The organism is Variovorax sp. ZS18.2.2 (genome assembly GCF_024701975.1).
Taxonomy (GTDB): Bacteria; Pseudomonadota; Gammaproteobacteria; order Burkholderiales; family Burkholderiaceae_C; genus Variovorax.
This window is the reverse complement of record NZ_JANLNM010000001.1, coordinates 2,069,896-2,091,396: the sequence shown is the minus strand read 5'-3', so window position 1 is coordinate 2,091,396 and position 21,501 is coordinate 2,069,896. Positions and strand designations below refer to the sequence as shown.

At 66.9% G+C, this 21,501-nt stretch carries 18 protein-coding genes and 1 other RNA gene; 13 read left to right on the top strand and 6 right to left on the bottom strand.

Annotated elements, in window-relative coordinates; genetic code table 11:
- Positions 1 to 74 precede the first annotated feature (74 nt).
- Positions 75 to 344 carry a type B 50S ribosomal protein L31 gene (locus tag NU688_RS09795; protein WP_257860341.1) on the bottom strand — a complete coding sequence of 90 codons (270 nt, stop codon included), beginning with the start codon at positions 342 to 344 and terminating at the stop codon, positions 75 to 77.
- Between the two features lie 196 nt (positions 345 to 540).
- On the opposite strand from NU688_RS09795, the gene NU688_RS09790 reads away from it, so the two are divergent.
- Positions 541 to 1,608 carry an oxidoreductase gene (locus NU688_RS09790; protein ID WP_257860340.1) on the top strand — a complete coding sequence of 356 codons (1,068 nt, stop codon included), beginning with the start codon at positions 541 to 543 and terminating at the stop codon, positions 1,606 to 1,608.
- 54 nt (positions 1,609 to 1,662) lie between these two features.
- Here the strand turns inward: NU688_RS09790 and rho are convergent, their stop codons facing one another.
- Positions 1,663 to 2,928: a transcription termination factor Rho gene (gene rho, locus NU688_RS09785; RefSeq protein ID WP_013540932.1), complete on the bottom strand. Its 1,266-nt coding sequence runs from the start codon at positions 2,926 to 2,928 to the stop codon at positions 1,663 to 1,665.
- Between the two features lie 180 nt (positions 2,929 to 3,108).
- A complete protein-coding gene (gene trxA, locus NU688_RS09780) occupies positions 3,109 to 3,441 on the bottom strand; it encodes a thioredoxin TrxA (protein ID WP_042578306.1) in 333 nt (110 codons plus the stop codon).
- 136 nt (positions 3,442 to 3,577) lie between these two features.
- Here trxA and NU688_RS09775 point away from each other — a divergent pair, with 136 nt between their 5' ends.
- Genes NU688_RS09775 through NU688_RS09765 form a run of 3 tightly spaced genes read left to right on the top strand, consistent with a single transcriptional unit; the run spans position 3,578 to position 10,619 of the window.
- Entirely contained in the window at positions 3,578 to 6,133 is a 2,556-nt protein-coding gene (locus NU688_RS09775) for a PD-(D/E)XK nuclease family protein (RefSeq protein WP_257860339.1), read from the top strand.
- The gene (locus tag NU688_RS09770) at positions 6,130 to 9,384 is read left to right on the top strand and encodes an exodeoxyribonuclease V subunit beta (RefSeq protein WP_257860338.1); all 3,255 of its coding nucleotides are present in this window, start codon (positions 6,130 to 6,132) and stop codon (positions 9,382 to 9,384) included. Before NU688_RS09775 ends, NU688_RS09770 begins: the two co-directional genes overlap by 4 nt.
- Positions 9,381 to 10,619: a TIGR03862 family flavoprotein gene (locus NU688_RS09765; protein ID WP_257860337.1), complete on the top strand. Its 1,239-nt coding sequence runs from the start codon at positions 9,381 to 9,383 to the stop codon at positions 10,617 to 10,619. Before NU688_RS09770 ends, NU688_RS09765 begins: the two co-directional genes overlap by 4 nt.
- Before the next feature lie 84 nt (positions 10,620 to 10,703).
- On the opposite strand, the gene ffs is transcribed toward NU688_RS09765, so the two are convergent.
- An RNA gene (gene ffs, locus NU688_RS09760) (signal recognition particle sRNA small type) lies at positions 10,704 to 10,800 on the bottom strand.
- A 113-nt stretch (positions 10,801 to 10,913) separates the two neighbouring features.
- Between ffs and dnaX the strand changes: the two genes are divergently transcribed.
- The 8 genes from dnaX (at position 10,914) to NU688_RS09720 (ending at position 18,308) form a co-directional block, all read left to right on the top strand.
- Positions 10,914 to 12,791 (top strand): DNA polymerase III subunit gamma/tau, encoded by a 1,878-nt coding sequence (gene dnaX, locus NU688_RS09755; protein ID WP_257860336.1) that lies wholly within the window; start codon positions 10,914 to 10,916, stop codon positions 12,789 to 12,791.
- A 65-nt stretch (positions 12,792 to 12,856) separates the two neighbouring features.
- A complete protein-coding gene (locus NU688_RS09750) occupies positions 12,857 to 13,189 on the top strand; it encodes a YbaB/EbfC family nucleoid-associated protein (protein WP_007836669.1) in 333 nt (110 codons plus the stop codon).
- Positions 13,190 to 13,196: 7 nt separating this feature from the next.
- Entirely contained in the window at positions 13,197 to 13,787 is a 591-nt protein-coding gene (recR, locus tag NU688_RS09745; protein ID WP_257860335.1) for a recombination mediator RecR, read from the top strand.
- Positions 13,788 to 13,804: 17 nt separating this feature from the next.
- A complete protein-coding gene (locus NU688_RS09740) occupies positions 13,805 to 14,197 on the top strand; it encodes an MAPEG family protein (RefSeq protein ID WP_257860334.1) in 393 nt (130 codons plus the stop codon).
- Between the two features lie 158 nt (positions 14,198 to 14,355).
- Positions 14,356 to 15,390: an ABC transporter substrate-binding protein gene (locus NU688_RS09735; RefSeq protein ID WP_257860333.1), complete on the top strand. Its 1,035-nt coding sequence runs from the start codon at positions 14,356 to 14,358 to the stop codon at positions 15,388 to 15,390.
- Between the two features lie 52 nt (positions 15,391 to 15,442).
- Positions 15,443 to 16,258, top strand: a complete 816-nt coding sequence (locus tag NU688_RS09730; RefSeq protein ID WP_257860332.1) for an ABC transporter ATP-binding protein — start codon at positions 15,443 to 15,445, stop codon at positions 16,256 to 16,258.
- On the top strand, positions 16,255 to 17,088 hold the full coding sequence (locus NU688_RS09725; RefSeq protein WP_257860331.1) for an ABC transporter permease: 834 nt from the start codon (positions 16,255 to 16,257) through the stop codon (positions 17,086 to 17,088). Before NU688_RS09730 ends, NU688_RS09725 begins: the two co-directional genes overlap by 4 nt.
- A 35-nt stretch (positions 17,089 to 17,123) precedes the next feature.
- Positions 17,124 to 18,308 carry a low temperature requirement protein A gene (locus NU688_RS09720; protein WP_257860330.1) on the top strand — a complete coding sequence of 395 codons (1,185 nt, stop codon included), beginning with the start codon at positions 17,124 to 17,126 and terminating at the stop codon, positions 18,306 to 18,308.
- Between the two features lie 16 nt (positions 18,309 to 18,324).
- On the opposite strand, the gene NU688_RS09715 is transcribed toward NU688_RS09720, so the two are convergent.
- Positions 18,325 to 19,947 carry a transglycosylase SLT domain-containing protein gene (locus tag NU688_RS09715; protein ID WP_257860329.1) on the bottom strand — a complete coding sequence of 541 codons (1,623 nt, stop codon included), beginning with the start codon at positions 19,945 to 19,947 and terminating at the stop codon, positions 18,325 to 18,327.
- On the bottom strand, positions 19,944 to 20,723 hold the full coding sequence (gene gloB, locus NU688_RS09710) for a hydroxyacylglutathione hydrolase (protein WP_257860328.1): 780 nt from the start codon (positions 20,721 to 20,723) through the stop codon (positions 19,944 to 19,946). Before gloB ends, NU688_RS09715 begins: the two co-directional genes overlap by 4 nt.
- Between gloB and NU688_RS09705 the strand changes: the two genes are divergently transcribed.
- On the top strand, positions 20,722 to 21,495 hold the full coding sequence (locus tag NU688_RS09705) for a class I SAM-dependent methyltransferase (protein WP_257860327.1): 774 nt from the start codon (positions 20,722 to 20,724) through the stop codon (positions 21,493 to 21,495). The two genes, gloB and NU688_RS09705, sit on opposite strands and share 2 nt — an antisense overlap.
- Positions 21,496 to 21,501: the final 6 nt, after the last annotated feature.

Here is a 21,501-nt window from a genome sequence, read left to right as displayed (position 1 = left end):
AGGGCGAAAGGAGATTCGGAATGAAAAAGGGCAGCGCGGTAAACCGGGCTGCCCTCGACGCCAAAGCGCGTGCTTTACTTCGAAGCAGTGCCGGTGGTCTTGCCGAAGCGGTTGCGGAACTTCTCGACGCGGCCGCCCATGTTGTCGACCGACTTCTGCGTGCCGGTGTAGAACGGGTGCGATTCGCTCGTGGTGTCGAGCTTGAACAGGGGGAGTTCGCGACCGTCGTCGGTCTTGCCCATTTCCTTGGTGTTCGCGCACGAACGGGTCACGAACTTGAAACCGTTCGACATGTCGACGAACAGGATTTCGCGGTAATTCGGGTGGATGCCTTCTTTTGCCATGGTGTTTCCTTTTGCGCTGTTGGAATCAATGCGCGGTCGATGCGAGAGCCACAAGCGGCCAGTATCAAAAGTTAGTCTGGCGCGCCGCCCTGGGCCTTGGAGGCACAGGAAGCCGGGCGACGCTGCCCGGCCGCACTTTTCGCGGAGCCCATGATTATCGCATACTGCCCCATTTGCGAGCAAACCAGCCCTTCCCATGACCTCTACACCTCTGCGCGCCGGTCTCGTCGGCTATGGTTTTGCCGGCCAGACCTTCCATGCGCCGGTGCTTTCGGCCGTTCCGGGGCTCGAACTGGCGGCCGTGGCTAGCTCGCAGCCGCACAAGGTCCACGCCGACTGGCCCGGCGTGGCCGTGGTGCCGGATGTGGCGGCGCTCGTGGCCCGGGCGGACATCGACTTGGTCGTGGTGGCCACCCCCAATGCGCAGCATCACCCGGTCGCCAAGGCGGCCCTGGAGGCGGGCAAGCATGTGGTGGTGGACAAGCCTTTCACGCTCGATGTGGCCGAGGCGCGCGAACTCGAACTGTTGGCTCGGCGCAACAATCGCATCTTGGCGGTCTATCAGAACCGGCGTTTTGACGCCGATTACCTGACGTTGAAGGATCTTCTCGCAGGCGGTGAGCTGGGGCGGCCGGTGTACCTCGAATCGCATTTCGACCGCTTCCGGCCCGAGGTTCGCGAGCGCTGGCGAGAGCAGCCGGTGCCGGGTTCGGGCCTATGGGTGGACCTCGGCTCCCACCTGGTCGACCAGGTCGTGCAGCTCTTCGGCCGGCCCGACACGCTGCAACTCGACACAGCCGCCCTGCGCGACGGTGCACTGGTCGAAGACTATTTCCACGCCGTGCTGCGCTACGAGAGCGGCCCGCATGCGCCCTTGCGCGTGGTGCTGCACGCCACGACGCTCGCGGTCCATGCAGCGCCGCGCTACATCGTGCACGGCACGCGCGGCAGTTACGTCAAGCACGGCGTCGATCCGCAGGAGGATGCGCTGCGTGCCGGACAGCGGCCGCCGGCCGCGGGGTGGGGCGCCGATCCGCTCGATGGCGAACTCACACTGATCGGCAGCGACGGGGCGCCGCACTTTCGCGCCTTGCCGACGCGGGCCGGCAACTACGTCGACTACTACGCTGCGGTTCGGGACGCGATCCTTGGCAATGGTCCGAACCCCGTGCCACCCGAGCAGGCCGTCGCACTGATGGAACTGCTCGACATCGGCCGCCAGAGCGCCGCCGAAGGCCGCGCCATCCGCATCGACCGCCCATGAAAAAAGCGCGCTGGCCCGTGAGGGTCAACGCGCTTTTGCGGGAGAGCGTGGTGCTCAGCCGCCGCGACGCATCATGTCGAAGAACTCGACATTCGTTTTCGTCGCCTTCATGTTCTTGAGCATCAGCTCCATCGACTCGATCTCGTCCATGTTGTACATGAGCTGACGAAGAATGCGGGTCTTCTGCAGGATCTCGGGGGCCAGCAGCAATTCTTCGCGGCGCGTACCGCTGCGGTTGAGCTGGATCGAGGGGAACACGCGCTTTTCGTAGAGGCGGCGGTCGAGGTGGATTTCGGAGTTGCCGGTGCCCTTGAACTCTTCGAAGATCACTTCGTCCATGCGGCTGCCGGTGTCGATCAGCGCGGTGCCGATGATGGTCAGCGAGCCGCCTTCTTCCACGTTGCGCGCGGCGCCCAGGAAGCGCTTGGGACGCTGCAGCGCGTTGGAGTCCACACCGCCGGTCAGCACCTTGCCCGACGAGGGCACGACGTTGTTGTAGGCGCGGGCCAGACGCGTGATCGAGTCCAGCAGGATCACCACGTCCTTCTTGAGTTCGACCAGGCGCTTGGCGCGCTCGATCACCATTTCGGCGACGTGCACGTGGCGCGCTGCGGGCTCGTCGAAGGTCGAAGCAATGACTTCGCCCTTCACCGTGCGCTGCATTTCGGTCACTTCTTCAGGGCGCTCGTCGACGAGCAGCACCATCATGTGGACGTCGGGGTAGTTGGCGCTGATCGCATGGGCGATGTGCTGCATCATCACCGTCTTGCCGCTCTTGGGCGGCGCCACGAGCAGGGCGCGCTGGCCTTTGCCGATGGGGGCGATGATGTCGATGATGCGGCCCGTGATGTTCTCTTCGCCCTTGACGCCATCGCGTTCCAGCTTCATCTGCTCCTTGGGGAACAGCGGCGTCAGATTCTCGAACATCACCTTGTGCTTGTTCTGCTCGGGCGGACCGTCGTTGACCTTGTCGAGCTTGGTCAGCGCGAAGTAGCGCTCGCCATCCTTGGGCGTGCGCACTTCGCCTTCGATCATGTCGCCGGTGTGCAGGTTGAAGCGACGCACCTGGCTCGGCGAGATGTAGATGTCGTCGGTGCTGGCGGTGAAGCTCGTGTCGGGGCTGCGCAGGAAGCCGAAGCCGTCGGGCAGGATTTCGAGCACACCGTCGGCGAAGACCTGTTCACCGGCTTTTGCGCGCTTCTTGATGATCGCGAACATCAGCTCCTGCTTGCGCATGCGGCCGACGTTTTCGATCTCAAGCGCTTCAGCCTGCTTGAGGACTTCAGACACGTGGAGTGCCTTGAGTTCGTTTAAGTGCATGGAATGACCCCTCGCGGGGTAATCGATCGGAAAACGGGGGGAGGTTGAATGTGTAGCGAGAACTGCTGCACTAACCGGGGAACTCGAACCGGTTGCCTGAAAGGGCCGGTGATCTGTGGGAGATTATGACAGGAAAAACGCGCCGGCCAACGCATTGCGCATTGGCCGGGTGAAATGCCTTTAAGCGAGTTGCTGGTCGATGAAGGCCGTGAGTTGCGCCTTGCTCATCGCGCCGACCTTGGTGGCGGCCAACTGGCCGTCCTTGAACAGCATGAGCGTGGGGATGCCGCGGATACCGAACTTGGCGGGGATGTCCCGGTTCTCGTCGACGTTCAGCTTGGCGATCTGCAGCTTGCCTTCATAGGTGGCCGACACTTCGTCGAGGATCGGGGCGATCATCTTGCAGGGACCGCACCATTCGGCCCAGTAGTCGACCAGCACCGGCTGGCTGGACTTGAGCACGTCGGCTTCGAAAGAGGAATCGGAGATGTGTTTGATGAGTTCGCTGGCCATGTGATGTGTCCTTGTGCGCAGAGAGTTTCGGTGCAGCTAAAGTGCTGGTCATTGTGACAGAAACCAAGGGGTGACGTGCCATGCGCAGCGGCTATGGCGGCGATAGCCAACGCCCCCTCGAACCCCTCGATAGAACATGAACGAAGGCCACCCCGTCCACGCCTTGTGGTGCGACCCCGCCGACGGCGTCGTCGCGCGGATCGTCCGCGCGCTCGCCGAGCGCGAGCTGCATGCGGCGCGCACCGTGGTGCTGGTGCCGTATGCGCAGCTGATGGGCGTGGCGCGCGGCATGTGGGCGCGTTGCGGCAGCGCGGGCTTCGTGCCGCGCTTCGAGACCACCCACAACTGGGCGCGCAGCGCGGGCGGTTTTCTGCCGACGGGTTACGACATCGCGTTCGACATGGCACGTGACCTCATCACGGCCCAGGCGCTGCTGTCCCAAGCGGGATTCAACAACGAGCGCTTCGCATTGGCAGGCCGCGTCGTCGAACTGGCCTACCAGCTCGCGCCCCTCGCATCGGCATCGCTGCCGGACGCGCGCGTCGCCGAATGGGCCCAGCGTGCCGCGCAGGTGGCCGAGGCGGGCAGCGAGTCGGAGTGGTTCCGCATCGAAAGCGCGCTGATCCGCATCGCCGTCGCCTGGGCCGCGACCTCGGGCTACGCGACGGACGTGCTGCTGCGAGAAAGCACGCGCAACCAGGTCGACGCGCTGATCGTGCTCGAAGGCTTCCAGACCGATCCGCTCACCCAGACGCTGTGTACCTTGTGGAGCGACCATGCGCTGCATCTCTCGCTGGTGCCCGCGAACACGCCCGTGGACCCCGCGGCTTCGCACGTGGCAGCAGACCCCGAGGATGAAGCCGAACTCGCGGCTGCCTGCGTGCTGCGCCACCTCGCCGAGGGGCGCGCGCCGGTCGCGCTGATCGCCACTGACCGCGCGCTCACGCGCCGCATCAGCGCTCAGCTCAAAGCGCAGGGCATCGTCACGCACGACGAAACCGGCTGGAAGCTCTCGACCACGCGCGCCGCCGCCACGTTGATGAGCGCGCTGCGCGCCTGCGCCCACGACGCCTCCAGCGATCAGGTGCTCGAATGGCTCAAGAGCGGTGCCGATGGCGACGCGCTGGCCGTGCAGGCGCTCGAAGCGCGCCTGCGACGCGAAGGCCTGCGCGACTGGTCCGCCTGGTGCGGCCTTGCGGCCCGCAGCGAGAAGCCAAGCGACGTGGCGTTGTCGCCCTACACCGAGGCGATCGAAGCACGGCGCGCATCGATGATGAAGTCCAGGCCCGTGGCCGAATGGCTGCGCGCGCTGCGCGAACTGCTTGAAGGCAGCGGGCAATGGACGCCACTGGCCGACGACATGGCGGGCGGCAAGGTCATCGCCGCGTTGTGGCTCGATGCCGATTCGCACGGCGATGCCGACGAGTTCCCGGGCGGCCGCCACACGCTCGCCGAATTCACCGCCTGGGTGCGCGATGTGCTCGAAGACGCGAGCTTCGTGCCGCCCACCGGCGACCAGGCGCCCCGGGTGATCGTGCTGCCGCTCTATCAGTTATTGGGCCGCGCATTCGGCGCCGTGGTCATCCCCGGCTGCGATGATCGGCGGCTGCCCGCATCGCCCGAGCCGCCCGGCAACTGGAGCGCTGCCCAGCGCCTCGAACTGGGCCTGCCTTCGCGCGAGACCCTCGAAGCCGCGCAGCGTTCGGCCTGGACCGCGGCCTTGCACAACCCCTGGTGCGAGTTGGTCTGGCGCCAGTCCGATGCCAGCGGTGAGCCAGTCCGCCCGAGCCCGCTGGTGCAGGCGTTGCAGCTCGACCATGTGCTGCAACCCGCGATCGATCCACGTCCTGCGCGCGACGTGCCCGTGCAGCCGACCGCCGTCCCCACGCCCTCGGGCGCATTGCTTCCGCTCGAGAACATCTCGACCAGCGTGTACGAAGACCTGCGCCGCTGCCCCTATCGCTTCTTCGCGCTGCGGCAACTAGGGCTGCGCAGCGCCGACGAGCTCGATGTCGAGGTCGACAAGCGCGACTTCGGCAACTGGCTGCACGCGGTGCTCGGCCATTTCCACGAGGCACTGATCGAAACCCCGACGCAGGATGCACAGCAGCGCGTTGCAAGCATCGAAGAAGCCGCGCAACGCGCCACGCGCGAATACGGTCTCTCCGACGCCGAGTTCCTGCCCTTCGCCGCGGCGTGGCCCGCGGTGCGCGACGGCTATCTCGAATGGCTCGCGGGGCATGAAGCGGGTGGCGCGGTGTTCGTCGAATCCGAACCCTGGAAGGAGCAGCCGCTCGGCGGGCTGCGCCTCGTCGGCCGCCTCGACCGAGTCGATCGCACGTCCGACGGCCTGGCCTTCGTGATCGACTACAAGACCGAGTCCGCAAGCGTCACCAAGGAGCGCGTCAAGGACCCGACCGAGGACACGCAGCTCGCTTTCTATGCAGCGCTGGTGGCCGACGACACCTTGCGCGCGGCCTACGTCAACGTGGGAGAAAAATCCTCGGGCACTCAAACCGTCGAGCAGCCCGCGGTAGTCGATGCGAGGGATGCGCTGGTGGCCGGCATCATGAGTGACTTCACGCGCATCGCCGAGGGCGCGGCGCTGCCGCCGCTGGGTGAGGGTGCCGTCTGTGACTACTGCGCGGCCCGTGGCCTGTGCCGGAAAGACTTCTGGGAGGTGTCGAAATGAACGACGCAGCCTACGAACACAACGGCCGGCACGTCACGCGCGAGGCCTTCTACACCGTCGCCTGCGATCCGCGCCGTTCGGTGGCCGTCGAAGCCTGCGCGGGCGCGGGCAAGACGTGGATGCTCGTGTCGCGCATCCTGCGCGCGTTGCTCGAAGAGGGCGACTCCGCCTGCGAGCCGCATGAGATCCTCGCAATCACCTTCACCAAGAAAGCGGCCGGCGAAATGCGCGAGCGTCTTGATCAATGGCTCGAGCAATTCGCCGAAGAAAGCCCCGAAGAACTGGTGAAGCAACTCGTGATGCGCGGCGTCGAACCTGCTGCCGCGCTCGCTGCCGTGCCGCGATTGAAGGGCCTCTACAGGCGCCTGCTCGAAGGCGGCCGCCCGGTGCAGTTCCGCACCTTCCACGCCTGGTTCGCGGGCCTGCTGCGCAACGCGCCGCTCGCGGTGCTGCGCGAGCTGGGCCTGCCGTCCAACTACGAACTGCTCGAAGATGATGCCGAGGCGCGCGGCCACACCTGGCGGCCCTTCTTCGAAGCGGTCACCGCCGACAGGCACGCGCTGGCCGACTACTACGCCGTCGTCGCGACGCACGGCCGCTCGCAGACGGCGAAGGCGCTGGGCGAGGCGCTGACGAAGCGGGTCGAATTTTCGCTGGCCGATGCCAAGGACGTCGTCGATAACGGGGTGCAGCCTGTCGGCGTCCTGTTTCCGTCCTATGCCGATGCAGCCGATCCGGCCCAGGTACTGTTCGACACGCCGGCGATCCGCGATGCGCTGTGGGGTGCCGCACAGGCATTGGGTCGTGCCAGTGCCCCAACCTTCTCGGCCAAGGGCGGCGAGCTGGAGCAGGCCATCGGCGCGCGCCATGCGCAGGGCGTGCTCGATGCGCTGCTGACACAAAAGGGCGAGGCGCGCAAGTTCAGCGAGAAGCTCGCCGGCCTGGAGCAGGTACGCATCGCGCAGGGTCATGCCATCGAACACAGTGCCGCGCAGGCCCACCACGCGGCGTGGCTCTTTCAGCAGCGCATGACGCGGCTCACGCGCCTCTTGATCGCCGCCTTCGCCGACGTCAAGCGCGCCCACGGCTGGGTCGACATGAACGACGTCGAGCAGGCCGCACAGCTGCTGCTCGGCCAGTCCGCGCTGTCGGGCTGGGTGCAGGAGCGGCTCGACGCGCGCATTGCGCACCTCCTGATCGACGAATTCCAGGACACCAACCCGCTGCAGTGGCAGGCGCTCTACGGCTGGCTCAGCGCCTACACCGGCGCGGGCGGCAGCGCACCGCGCGTGTTCATCGTGGGCGACCCGAAGCAGAGCATCTACCGCTTCCGCCGCGCCGAGCCGCAGGTGTTCATCGCCGCGAAGAAGTTCGTGCGCGAAGGGCTCGATGGCGAACTGCTCAACTGCGACCACACGCACCGCAATGCACGCGCGGTGGTCGGGCTCGTCAACCAGGCCATGCTCGCCGCGCAGGACGCGGGCGAGTTCGACGGCTACCGCGCGCACACCACCGAGCGCGGCGACGAAGGCGAACTGCTCAAGCTGCCGGCCATCGACCGCGATGCGCTCGGTGACGCGGCAGAAGCCGCACCGGCCGACGACGGCATGCTGCACTGGCGCGACAGCCTCGTCACGCCGCGCGTGCTGCCCGAAGAACAACTGCTGCAGAAGGAATGCGAGCAGGCCGCGCGCTGGGTGGCACAGCGCATCGCCGATGGCATACCGCCCCGGCAGATCATGGTGCTGGCGCGTCGGCGCAATCGCCTGTCCGCGATGCAGGACGCGCTGCGCCAGCGCCACATCCCCGTGCAGCAACCCGAGAAGAACGAGTTGCACGACGCACCCGAGGTGCAGGACATGGTCGCGCTGATCGACGCGCTGGTGTCGCCCGCGCACGATCTCTCGCTGGCGCGTGCGCTGAAGTCGCCGCTTTTCAACATCGATGACGAGGTGCTGGTGCAACTGGCGTTGCGGCAGCGCGAGCATTCGTCGTCGAGTTGGTTCGCGTTGATCCAGAAAGGCGAAGGCCTCCCGCCGGTGTTGGTCGAGGCGGGTGCGAGCCTGAAGAAATGGCAGCGCTGGCTTGTGACCCTGCCGCCGCACGATGCCATCGACGCGATCTTTCACGATGGCGATGTGCTCGCGAAGTTCGGCGCGGCCGTGCCTGCCGCGATGCGCCAGAGTGCGCTCGCCAATCTGCGCGGGCTGATGTCCGCATCGCTGGAGATCGAAGGTGCACGCTTCGCCACGCCGTATGCGCTGGTGCGCGCCCTTCGTGCCGGCGGCGTGCGGGCACCGTCCGTGGCCGCGCCCGATGCGGTGCAACTGCTGACCGTGCACGGCGCCAAGGGCCTGGAAGCCGACACCGTGCTGATGCTCGACTGCGATGCCGCACCGCCGCGCGCGCAAACCATGGGCGTGCTGGTCGAGTGGAAGGGCAGCGACAGTGCGCCGACGCGTTTCGTGTTCCTCGCAAGCGAGAAGACGCCGCCGGCCTGCGCGGCCGCGCTGTTGGAAGAAGAGCAACGTGCGCGCCATCGCGAGGAACTCAACGGCCTCTACGTCGCGACCACACGGGCGCGCGAGCGATTGGTGCTGTCGTCGGTGAAGCCGGCGCGTGCCAACGAGGGCAGCTGGTGGGCCCGGCTGGAATCGGCCTGCGAGTCGACCGAGGCCGATGAGCCACTGGTTGCATTGCCCACCGAGACCGGCGTGCCCAGCTTCTCGATGAAGCAGATGCCTCCGGCGCCTGTCGCCATCGATCAGCCTTCCGCCAGGAAGGCCGCCGACGCCACGGTCGACGCGCGCGCCGCCGCCTTCGGCCAGGCCATGCACCGGCTGCTCGAATGGGCAGTGCCGGGCGAGGCACTGCCTTCAGCCCATGTGCGCGCCGCGGCCCGCGAATTCATGCTCGATCCGCAGCAGGCGCGGGGCGCGGCGACGCTGGCCGAGCGCATCCGTGCAGGCGCGGGTGCCTGGGTGTGGGACGATCGCAGGGTCGATTGGCATGGCAACGAAGTCACGCTGGTCCATGAAGGCGAGACGCTGCGCATCGACCGGCTCGTGCGCGAGCGCGACGGCGGTGCCTGGTGGATCCTCGACTACAAATCCGCAGCGCGCCCCGAACGGGACGCGACGTTGATCGCACAGATGCAGCGCTACCGCGCGGCCGTGCAACATGCCTACCCCGGTGCCACGGTCCGCGTCGCGTTCCTCACCGGGCAGGGCGAACTGGTAAATCTCGAATGACTCTTTCCCCAACCGTCGCCGTGATCGGCGGCGGACCTGCCGGCCTGATGGCGGCTGAAGTCCTCGGCGCGTCCGGCGCGCAAGTGCACGTCTATGACGCCATGCCCTCGGTGGGCCGCAAGTTCTTGCTGGCCGGCCGCGGTGGCCTCAATCTCACGCACTCGGAGCCCTTCGATGTGTTCATGAACCGGTTCGGCGAGCGCCGCGCGCAACTCGAGCCGATGCTGGCGAAGTTCGGTCCGCAGCAGGTGCGCGAATGGGCGACCGGTCTCGGCATCGAGACTTTCGTGGGCACCTCGGGGCGCGTGTTTCCGACGGACATGAAGGCTGCGCCTCTGCTGCGCGCGTGGCTGCATCGGCTGCGTTCGGCGGGGGTGCAGTTTCATATGCGCCATCGCTGGCTGGGCGATCCGTCGTTCGATGCGGCCGCGCTGCGGTTCGCCACGCCGGCTGGCGAGACCTCGGTGAAGGCGGATGCGGTGGTGCTGGCGCTGGGCGGTGCGAGTTGGGCGCGACTGGGGTCCGATGGCGCGTGGGCTCCATGGTTGCAAGGACGAGGCATCGATGTCGCGCCGCTGCTGCCTGCCAACTGCGGCTTCGACGGGGCAGGGTGGAGCGAGCATTTCTCCAGCCGTTTTGCGGGGCAGCCTTTCAAGTCGGTGGCCATTTCGTTCACCGACAGCCAGGGGCGCAGCTTTGCGCGCAAGGGTGAGTTCGTTGCGACGGCGACGGGGATCGAGGGCAGCCTGATCTATGCGGCCTCGGCCTTGCTGCGCGACGAGATCGCCGCGCAGGGCAGTGCCACGCTGTTGCTGGACCTGTTGCCAGATCGCAGTGCGGAACAGGTGCTGGCGGCCGTAAAGCATCCGCGCGGCGCTCGGTCGCTGAGCAGCCACCTCAAGAGCCGACTCGGGCTCGAAGGCATCAAGGCCGGCGTGCTGCATGAAGCGCTGAGCCGCGAGGCGATGCAGGACCCGGGGCAACTCGCCGCGACGATCAAGGCGGTGCCATTGAAGCTCGTCGCGACGCGGCCCATCGATGAGGCGATCAGCACCGCTGGCGGCGTTCGCTTCGATGCGCTCGACGCGCAACTTATGGCGAGCGCATTGCCGGGCGTGTTCGCGGCGGGGGAGATGCTCGACTGGGAAGCGCCGACCGGCGGCTACCTGCTGACCGCATCGATGGCCAGCGGCGCAGCCGCAGCGCGCGGCGCAATCCAGAGACTGGGCCTGTGAAGGCCTCGCGCCCGGGGATTTTTCGCTGAGAGATTTTGCAAGCTGCGTTTCACTTCGCATGGAGTGAAACGAGCGGCTGAAGAGGTTGACGAGCCTTACCCCTGGCACTGACTACGCAGTTAGGGCTGCTTGGTTCCCCACCTGACCCGGTTGGCCACTTCACCATGCAGGGAGGCCCGTCAGCCTGCATTCTAACCGGGTGAATTTGCCCCCTTCGCGGGGGCGTGAATGATTTCAGGGGCAGCGAGGAAACAAGCGTGAAGTGGCCTCTCCGCGCCTTTTAGAATGACCGCAATGTCTTATCTCGTGCTCGCTCGCAAGTTCCGTCCGAAAACCTTCGGTGAGATGGTCGGTCAGGGGCATGTGGTGCAGGCGCTCGAAAACGCACTGACCACGCAGCGCCTGCATCACGCCTATCTTTTCACCGGCACGCGGGGTGTCGGCAAGACCACGGTTTCGCGCATCCTGGCCAAGTCGCTCAATTGCCAGGGGCCGGACGGGCAGGGCGGCATCACCGCCACGCCGTGCGGCGTGTGCCAGGCCTGCCGCGACATCGATTCGGGCCGCTTCGTCGACTACACCGAGCTCGACGCGGCCTCCAACCGCGGCGTGGACGAAGTGCAGTCGCTGCTCGAACAAGCCGTCTACAAGCCGGTGCAGGGGCGCTTCAAGGTCTTCATGATCGACGAAGTGCACATGCTCACCAACACCGCGTTCAATGCGATGTTGAAGACGCTCGAAGAGCCGCCCGAATACCTCAAGTTCGTGCTCGCCACCACCGATCCGCAGAAGGTGCCGGTCACGGTGCTGTCGCGCTGCCTGCAGTTCAACCTGCGACCGATGGCGCCCGAGACGATCCTCGAGCATCTGACGGGCGTGCTGCAGACCGAGCAGGTGCCGGCCGAGCCGCAGGCACTGCGCCTCCTGGCGCGCGCGGCGCGCGGTTCGATGCGCGATGCGCTCTCGCTCACCGACCAGGCCATCGCCTTCGGCAACGGCGAGCTGATCGAAACCGGCGTGCGGCAGATGCTCGGCAGCGTGGACCGTGGCCATGTGTTCAAGCTGATCGAAGCGCTCGCGCAAGGCGACGGCAAGACGGTGGTCGATACCTCCGAGGCCCTGCGCCGCGATGGCATGTCGGCCGCTTCCACGCTCGAAGACATGACGTCGGTGCTGCAGGCCATGGCCGTGCTGCAGGCGGTTCCTTCGCGGGCGGAGTCCGCCGATTCGGCCACCGACCCGGATGCCGCCGACACCGCGCGCCTCGCATCGCTGATGCCGGCCGACGAAACGCAACTGCTCTACAGCCTCTGCCTGCACGGCCGCGGCGAGCTGGGCCTGGCGCCCGACGAGTACGCCGCGCTGACCATGGTGCTGCTGCGGCTGCTGGCCTTCAAGCCTTCCAACGCGGCCGCTTCGACGGCTTCCCCGGAAAAAAAAACTCTGAATGAAGCGCAGGGCGCGGCGCAAAGGGCTCCGGCTCCCGTCGCTGCTCCTGTGCCGGCCCCGGCACCCGTGGTCAGACCTGCGGCCGAAACACCGCCTCCGGCAGCGCCCACGCCGCCCGTTCCGGCACCCGCTGCCGCATCGAACGCGCCAGCGTCGGTTCCCGCGGGTCACCGTCTGGCCGTGGTCGACCAGCCCATGCGGCCCTCGGACCACAGGCCTTCTCCCACGGACACCCCCGCCAAGGTCGTCGGCATGCCGATCCGCGTGCAGCCCCCTCCGGGCCAGCGCGATGCGCCGCGCACCGATGAGCAGCGCGGCCCGGCCGCACCGATCCCCCCCAGCGAGGACGGCGACTTCTGGTACGCCACGGTCACTCAATTGGTCGCGGCCGAAAGCATCACAGCCCTTGCGCGCGAACTCGCATTGCAATCGCAGCTCGTGGGTCGCGACACCGACCAGTGGATCCTGCGCATCGAGCGCGAAACGCTCAATCAGCCTACGAGCCGCGAGAAGCTGACCGCGGCGCTCAACGCCCTTGGCAACGACATCAAGCTCGCCATCGAGATCGGCGGCGTGGTCGACAGCCCCGCGCGCCGCAACCGGCACGCGGCCGAGGAGCGCCAGCGCGTGGCCGAGGAGGCCATCCACAGCGACCCCGAAGTGCAGATGCTGATGCGCGACTTCGATGCGAAGATCGTCCCCGGAACGCTGCGGCCGGCCTGAGCCGAGCAGTCAGCCACGTCTCTTATCCTTCACCCCTTTTCTTCACCACACACACAGGACCAACGATGTTCAACAAAGGACAACTGGCCGGCCTCATGAAGCAGGCGCAGGCAATGCAGGACAACCTCAAGAAGGCCCAGGAAGAGCTGGCCCACATCGAGGTCGAAGGCGAATCGGGTGCGGGCCTCGTGAAGGTTGTCATGACCTGCAAGCACGACGTCAAGCGCATCACCATCGACCCGAGCCTCCTGGCCGACGACAAGGACATGCTCGAAGACCTCGTGGCCGCCGCCTTCAACGCAGCCGTGCGCAAGGCCGAGGAAACCAGCGAGCAGAAGATGGGCAAGCTCACTGCAGGCATGCCGGGCCTCCCGCCCGGCATGAAGCTGCCGTTCTGAGCGATTGATGGCCGACGCCAGTTCGCTCGATGCCTTGGTCGATGCGCTGCGCCGCTTGCCCGGCGTCGGCGTGAAGTCGGCTTCGCGCATGGCGTTTCATTTGCTGCAGCACGACCGCGACGGCGCCCAGTTGCTGTCGCGCGCATTGCAGCAGGCAGCCAGCAATGTGCGGCACTGCGAGCTCTGCAACACCTTCACCGAAGCGCCGATCTGCAACGTGTGCATGGACTCGCGCCGCGACGGGACGAAGCTGTGCGTGGTCGAGACGCCCGCCGACCAGGCCGCGCTGGAGCGCACCGGCGCCTTCCGCGGCTATTACTTCGTGCTGATGGGCAAGCTCAGTCCGCTCGACGGCATCGGGCCGAAAGACATCGGCTTGCAGAAGCTGTTCGACCGCGCGCTCGACGGCACGGTGAGCGAAGTCATCCTCGCCACCAACTTCACCGCCGAGGGCGAAGCGACCGCACATGTGATCGGCGAAGCGCTCAAGCAGCGCGGCCTCACCGTGACGCGCCTCGCGCGCGGCGTTCCGGCCGGCAGCGAGCTCGAGTACGTGGACCTCGGCACCATCGCGCACGCACTGGTCGATCGTCGATAGCGCGCAATCCACCCGACATGACCCTTTCCCTGCTCACCATCGCCTACTGGTGCGTGTTCATCGCCTGCGGCCTGCCGTACCTCGCTGCGTGGACCGCGAAGGCCGGCAACTTCGGCCCGCGCGACAACGTGCATCCGCGCGACTGGGCTGCCAGACAAAACGGCTGGCGCGCACGCGCCAACAGCGCGCAGGCCAACACCTTCGAAGGACTGCCGTTCTTCATCGGCGCGGTGATCATTGCGCACCAGCTGGGCGCCAATCAGGCGCGCCTGGACATGCTGGCGGCGGCCTATGTCGTGCTGCGCGTGATCTACCTTGCGATCTACATCAGAGGTCTCGGCGGTGTGCGCAGTGCGGTCTGGGCGCTCGCGTTCCTCGTCAACATCGCGATTCTTTTCCTCGCGAAATAAGCGGCCGAAGGCCGTTCGGCTGAGGTGTCATGGAGGCTCTCGGGAGGCCTTCGTGCTTACGTGGAAACCCGCACGGGATGACCCCGATGCAGGCAACGGTCGCGCACCCCTAAGCTCGATTCACTTTACAAGAATCAAAGAGCCCGCAGGACCGCTTCATGCTTCATCGCAGAACCCTCATTTCCGCCTCCGCAATCGCCGCCGCAGCGATTGCGCTGCCGCGGGTTTTTGCGCAAGCCAAGCTGGAAAAGACCAAGGTCTCCATCGCGGTCGGCGGCAAGGCCGCGTTCTACTACCTGCCTCTCACCATCTCCGAGCAACTCGGCTACTTCAAGGCCGAAGGACTCGAGGTGGAGATTTCCGATTTCGCCGGCGGCGCGCGCGCGCTGCAGGCGGTGGTGGGCGGCTCGGCCGATGTCTGCTCGGGCGCCTACGAACACACGATCAACCTGCAGGCCAAGAACCAGTTCTTCCAGGCCTTCGTGCTGCAGGGCCGTGCGCCGCAGATCGCGGTGGGTGTCTCGACCAAGAACATGGCGGGCTACACCGGCATCCAGGACTTGAAGGGGAAGAAGATCGGCGTCTCGGCACCGGGCTCGTCGACCAACATGGTGGCCAACCTCGTGCTCTCGCGCGGCGGCCTCAAGGCGAGCGATGTGAGCTACATCGGCGTGGGCGTCGCGGCCGGCGCGCTCACCGCGCTGCGTTCGGGCCAGATCGACGCCATCAGCAACACCGACCCGGTGATGACGATGCTCGAGCAGAAGGGTGACGTGAAGATCATCAGCGACACGCGCACGCTCAAGGGCACGCAGCAGGTGTTCGGCGGGCCGATGCCCGCGGCCTGCCTCTACGCGCCGATCGATTTCATCCAGAAGAACCCCAACACCTGCCAGGCGCTGGCCAATGCCATCGTGCATGGCCTGAAGTGGCTGCAGACGGCGGGGCCGGGCGACATCATCAAGACGGTGCCGGAGACTTATCTGCTCGGTGACCGGGCGCTGTACCTCGCGTCGTTCGACAAGGTGCGCGAATCGATCGCAACCGACGGCCTCGTGCCGGCCGACGGACCCAAGACGGCGCTCACCGCCATCGCGAGCTTCGACACTGCGGTGAAGGCCGACAAGATCGACCTTGCCAGGACCTACACCAACGATTTTGCTAGGCGCGCGAAGGACAGGTTCAAAGCCTGACTCCGAACGTCCCCGCGACCCGGCCTTGGCCGGGTTTTTTAATCCTGCAGACATGTCCGACCACGCCCTCGAACTCCTTTCCATCAGCTGCACCTTCCACTCGAAGGACGACCCGGGCCAGCGCTACACCGCCGTCGCCGACACCACGCTGCGCATCAAGGCCGGGGAGTTCGTCTCGGTGGTCGGGCCCACGGGATGCGGCAAGTCGACGCTGTTGAACGTGGGGGCTGGATTGCTCGAACCGTCGTCGGGCACGGTCAAGGTGTTCGGAGAGACGCTGGCGGGCGTCAATGCGCGTGCGGGCTACATGTTCCAGACCGAGGCGCTGATGCCGTGGCGCAGCGCCGTCGCCAATGTGATGGTGGGGCTGCAGTACCGCGGCGTGTCCGATGCCGATGCGCGCGAGCAGGCCGAGGCCTGGCTCTCGCGCGTGGGCCTCTCGGGCTTCGGCGACCGCTATCCGCACCAGCTCTCGGGCGGCATGCGCAAGCGTGTGGCGCTGGCGCAGACGCTGGTGCTCGACCCCGACATCATCCTCATGGACGAGCCCTTCAGCGCGCTCGACATCCAGACCCGCCAGCTGATGGAAAACGAGGTGCTCGAGATCTGGAGCGCGAAGAAGAAAGCGGTGCTCTTCATCACGCACGACCTCGACGAGGCGATTGCGATGAGCGACCGCGTGGTGGTGCTGTCGGCCGGCCCCGCGACGCACCCGATCGGCGAGTTCGCCATCGACCTTGCGCGGCCGCGCGACGTGGCCGAGGTGCGCACGCAGCCGCGCTTCGTCGAACTGCACACGCAGATCTGGGAAGTGCTGCGCGACGAAGTGCTCAAGGGCTATGCGCAGCAACTGAGGAAGGCCGCATGATCCCGCGGCTGAACGAGCGCAACGCGCGCTTCTGGCAGCTGGTGCTGCTCGTGCTCATCCTTGTGGGCTGGCACGTGGCCTCGCGCAACCAGCAGTTCGCCTTCTTCGTCGGCGAGCCGATCCAGGTGGCGGGCCGCATCTGGAGCTGGTTCCTGCCGTTCGAGGTGCCGCCGAACCTGCTGTTTCCCGAAGGCCTGAAGGGCAACGCCGACATCTACCGGCACCTGGGCACCACGCTGCTGGAGACGGTGCTGGCCTTCGGCATCGGCACCGTGCTGGGTCTCGCGTGCGGGCTCTGGCTCGCGCTCGCGCCGACCGCGAGCCTGATCCTCGATCCGTACATCAAGGCCGCCAACTCGATGCCGCGCGTGATCCTGGCGCCGATCTTCGCGCTGTGGTTTGGCCTGGGCATCTGGAGCAAGGTGGCGCTGGCGGTCACGCTGGTGTTCTTCATCGTGTTCTTCAACGTCTACCAGGGCGTGCGCGAGGTGAGTCCCGTGGTGCTGGCCAACGCGAAGATGCTGGGCGCCAACCAGCGGCAGTTGCTGCGCACCGTGTACCTCCCGAGCGCGACGAGCTGGGTGTTCTCCAGCCTGCACACTTCGGTGGGGTTGGCTTTCGTCGGCGCGGTGGTGGGGGAGTACCTGGGCTCGGCGCGCGGCGTGGGCTACCTGATACTCCAGGCCGAGGGAACGTTTGACGTCAACACCGTCTTTGCCGGTATTGTCGTGCTCACGGCCTTTGCGCTGGCGCTCGACGGGCTGGTCGGCCTGATCGAGAAGCGTCTCGTGAAGTGGCAGCCGCGCAGTGGAGAAACCGAAAAGCTCTAGCTATCTGAAATCTGAAAACTGAAAGGGAGAGAGTCATGTTGAGCAAGAAAAACGGACTGCCAACGACTTTGCGATCGCGCAACGAGGCTGCCAGGGTCTCGAATGAAGAACTGTTCTTCGACCTGGTCTACGCGTTCTCGGTCACGCAGCTGTCGCACTATCTGCTGGACCACCTGAGCCTGCTGGGTGCGCTGCAGACGCTGGTGATGTGGTTTGCCGTCTGGCTCGGCTGGCAGTACACCGCCTGGGCCACGAACTGGTTCAACCCGGGGTCGCTGCGCATCCGGGGCATGCTGTTCGGCGTGATGCTGCTGGCCATGGTGATGGCGTCGGCGGTGCCGGGCGCGTTTGCCGAGCGAGGGCTGGTGTTCGCCTGCTGCTTCGCGGCCATCCAGGTGGGGCGCACCTTGTGCATGCTGATCGCGGTCGGCAGCAAGAGCCCGCTGGCGCCCAACTTCCGGCGCCTGCTGGCGTGGAACTGCGTGGCGGCGGTGTTCTGGATCGCGGGCGGGCTGTCCGAAGGACCGTGGCGCATCGGGCTCTGGTTCGTCGGCGTGCTGTGCGAATACGTCGCGCCGATGATCGGTCTGGCTTTTCCGGGACTCGGACGCTCGAGCACGGCGGAGTGGACCATCGACGGCGGCCATGTCGCGGAGCGATGCCAGCTCTTCGTGATCGTGGCGCTGGGCGAGTCGATCCTGGCCAGCGGCATCGCGTTCGGCCACCACGCCGAATGGCACGCGATCGACGTGTACGCGCTGCTCGTGGGCTTCGCGGGCAGCCTGGCCATGTGGTGGATGTATTTCGACACCAGTGCCAGGGAAGCCACGCATGCCATCGAGCATTCGAACGACCCGGGCCGCATGGGCGCCAACTACCACTACACGCACGTGATCCTGGTGGCCGGCATCATCGTGTGCGCTGTCGCGGACGAACTCGTGATCGGGGAGGGCTCGCACCATGCCGAGCTCAAGTACCTGGGGCCGCTGTTGGGCGGGCCGGCCATCTACCTCTTCGGCAATGCGTTGTTCAAGCGGGTGGTGCGTGGCTTTCTGCCGCAGTCGCACCTCTACGGGTTGATTGCGCTTGCGGTGCTGGCGGCGTTCGCGTCGCACCTGACGGTGCTGGTGGTGGGCACGCTGACCACGGTGGTGATGATCGCCGTGGCCGCGCTGGAAGCCGTGGTGCGTCGCCGGGCGTGGGCCGCCCAGGCGCACTGAGCAAGCACCGCCGGCGTCAGCGCTTCTTCTTCGAGGGCGTGCCGCCGCGCTTCTCGCGCACGACCTGCTTGCTGCCGGCGGGCACCTTGACGACATTCTTGCCGCGGGCCGTGCTGGCCTGGGCAGGCGCGCCGCCGCGCTTCGAGGAGGCCGCTGCGGCATGGCCGCGCGCCACCGCCACGCCGGCGCCGACACGGGCCGCGGGCGCTGCACGCACCGGCAGGTACACGACCACGCTGTAGCCGCGCTTGAACGCATGGTTGGGCTTCACGTCGTTCCACTCGGCCACGTTGGAGGGCGCGAGCCTGTAGCGGCGGGCGATGCTCGCCACGCTGTCGTTGCGCCCGGCCTTGACGGTGGTGCGGCGGTTGACGATTTCGGGCTGGAAGCTCAGGTGGCCGCCATCGGCCACGACCGCCGCAACGTCTTCCTTCACGCGGGCGCCGCGCGGCACGATGAGCGTCGAGCCGGCCTTGATGAGCATGCGCGGCGGCACGTTGTTCATCGCGCGCAGGTCGCTCTCGCTCATGCCCGAGCGCTGTGCGGCGTCGGCCACCGTCATGGTGTTGGGCACGACCCAGGCGGTCCAGCTCGCGTACTGGCCTTGCGAGTAGGCATCGAAGTTGCGCTGGAACACGGCCGCGTTGTCCCAGGGCAGAAGGATCTGCGGCGTGCCCGCGGCGATCAGCACCGGCTTGTGCGCGGCGGGGTTGAGCGCGCGAAAGTCGTCGATGCGCACGTCGGCCAGCTTGGCGGCCAGTTCCACGTCGAGGTCGCGCGTGAGCGTGACGGTCTGGAAGTACGGGTGGTTGGCGATCAGCGGCAGCTCGGCGTTGAAGGCCTGCGGGTTGGCCACGATGTTCTTCACCGCCTGCAGCTTGGGCACGTACAGCCGCGTCTCGGCCGGCATGTTGAGGTCGCTGTAGGTGGTGGGCAGGCCCGCGCGCTGGTTCTTGGCGATGGCGCGGCTCACGCTGCCTTCGCCCCAGTTGTACGCGGCGAGCGCGAGCTGCCAGTCGCCGAACATGCCGTAGAGCTTCTGCAGGTAGTCGAGCGCGGCGCGGGTGGAGGCCAGCACGTCGCGGCGGTCGTCGCGAAAGATGTTCTGCTTGAGGTCGAAATCGGTGCCGGTGGCCGGCATGAACTGCCACATGCCCGCCGCGCGCGCGCTGGAGACGGCCTGCGGGTTGAACGCGCTCTCGATGTACGGCAGCAGCGCGAGCTCGGTCGGCATGTTGCGCCGCTCGAGTTCCTCGACGATGTGGAACATGTACTTGTTCGAGCGCTCGGTCATGCGCTGGATGTAGTCGGGCCGGCTGGCGTACCACTGCTCGCGGTCGCGCACCAGGTCGCTCTCGAGGTTGGGCATCTTGAAGCCGCGGCGGATGCGGTCCCACATGTCGGTCGGCGGGGCCAGCGTGACCACGCTCTGCGAACGGGCCTCGCTGCTGGACAGGGGGGAGAGGGCGTCGCGCGGGTAGATGGGGGCCGCGCTGCTGGCAACCTTGGAGCCGGTGCCGCCGGCGGTGGCGCCGGTCTGGGGGGAGGTGCTGGAAGAGGATGAAGGGGTGTCGGTCGGTGCCGCGCAGCCTGCGAGCACCAGTGAACCTGCAAGGCAGGTAGCAGCGATAAATTTCATCGGAAGTCGTTTTTCCATTGGCGCAGTGCGGCGAACACATCGGCTTCGGCCGCGTCGGCGGAAAGCTCGGCATGCGCACGCACCGCTCGAAGGACAGTGGCTTCGCGGCTGCGAAGAAAGGGGTTGATCAGGCGTTCGGTCGCCAGCTGCGCGGGCAGTGTGGGCTGCCCTTGCGCGCGCAGGCTTTCGCAGCGCGCGTTGTAGTGAGTCAGATCGGCGTTGCCCGGTTCCACCGCGCGAGCGAAACGCAGGTTAGCAAGTGTGTATTCGTGGGCACAGCACACGCGCGTGTCGCCGGGCAGCGCGGCGAGCGCGTCGAGCGAGGCCAGCATCTGCGCGGGCGTGCCTTCGAAGAGGCGGCCGCAGCCGCCCGAGAACAGCGTGTCGCCACAGAAGAGCAGCGGCGCGCGGCTTTCGGCAGCCGGAAGAAAGTAGGCGATGTGGCCGGCCGTGTGGCCCGGCACGTCGATCACTTCAAAGCGCAGGCCGAACGCTTCGGCGATGTCGCCTTGCACGTAGGGCGTGAAGGGCTCCGGAATGCGTTCGCGGGCGGGGCCGTGCACCGGCGCGCCCGTGGCGGCATGCAGCGCGGCCACGCCGCCCGTGTGATCGGCGTGGTGGTGCGTGACTAGAATCGCGGCCAGCTGCAGCTTGTGGTGCGCCAGCGCATCGAACACCGGTTGGGCGTCGCCCGGATCCACGACGATGGCGCTGGACCCGTCGTGCAGCATCCAGATGTAGTTGTCAGCGAAGGCAGGCAGCGGAACGAGGGTCATGAGCGGTCAAATTATAGGTTTGCAGGATTGGTTCGCGACCCCCCCGGGACGCTACCTCCTCGCGTGGGAGCAGGCCCAGTTCGACCAGGCGGTGGCCGATGTGTTCGGCTACCACGCGCTGCAGCTTGGCGCGGCCGAAGTCGAGGGCCTGCGCACCAACCGCATGCCGCACCGCTGGCTGGCCCTGAGCGACCCGATGCAGCCGGCCAAGGCCACGCTGCTGACCGACTTCACGGCACTGCCGTTCGCAGCCAACAGCCTCGATCTGGTGGTGATGCCGCATGCGTTGGAGCTCAGTCCCGATCCGCACGCCACGCTGCGCGAGGTCGAGCGGGTGCTGGTGCCCGAGGGCCGCGTGGTGATCTGCGGGCTCAACCCGGCGAGCCTCTGGGGCATGCGGCAGCGGCGCGCACACCTGTACCGCAAGCTCGGCATCGGCGATCTTTACCTGCCCGAAGGCGGGGAGTTCATCGGCTACTGGCGCATGCGCGACTGGCTGCGGCTCCTCGGCTTCGAGGTGGAGTCGGGGCGCTTCGGCGTCTACCGGCCGGCAGTGCGCAGCGAAGCCTGGCTCGAGCGCTGCCGATGGATGGACAAGGCCGGCGAGCGCTGGTGGCCGATCTTCGGCGCGGCGTATTTCCTGGTGGCCGTGAAGCGGGTGCGCGGCATGCGCCTTCTGAGCGCGGACTGGCGCCGCGCCGCGGCACGCGCCACGGCGCCGGTGTCGATCGCGGGCAAGGTGCATCGGCACCAGCGGGATCAAACGGATTGAATTGAA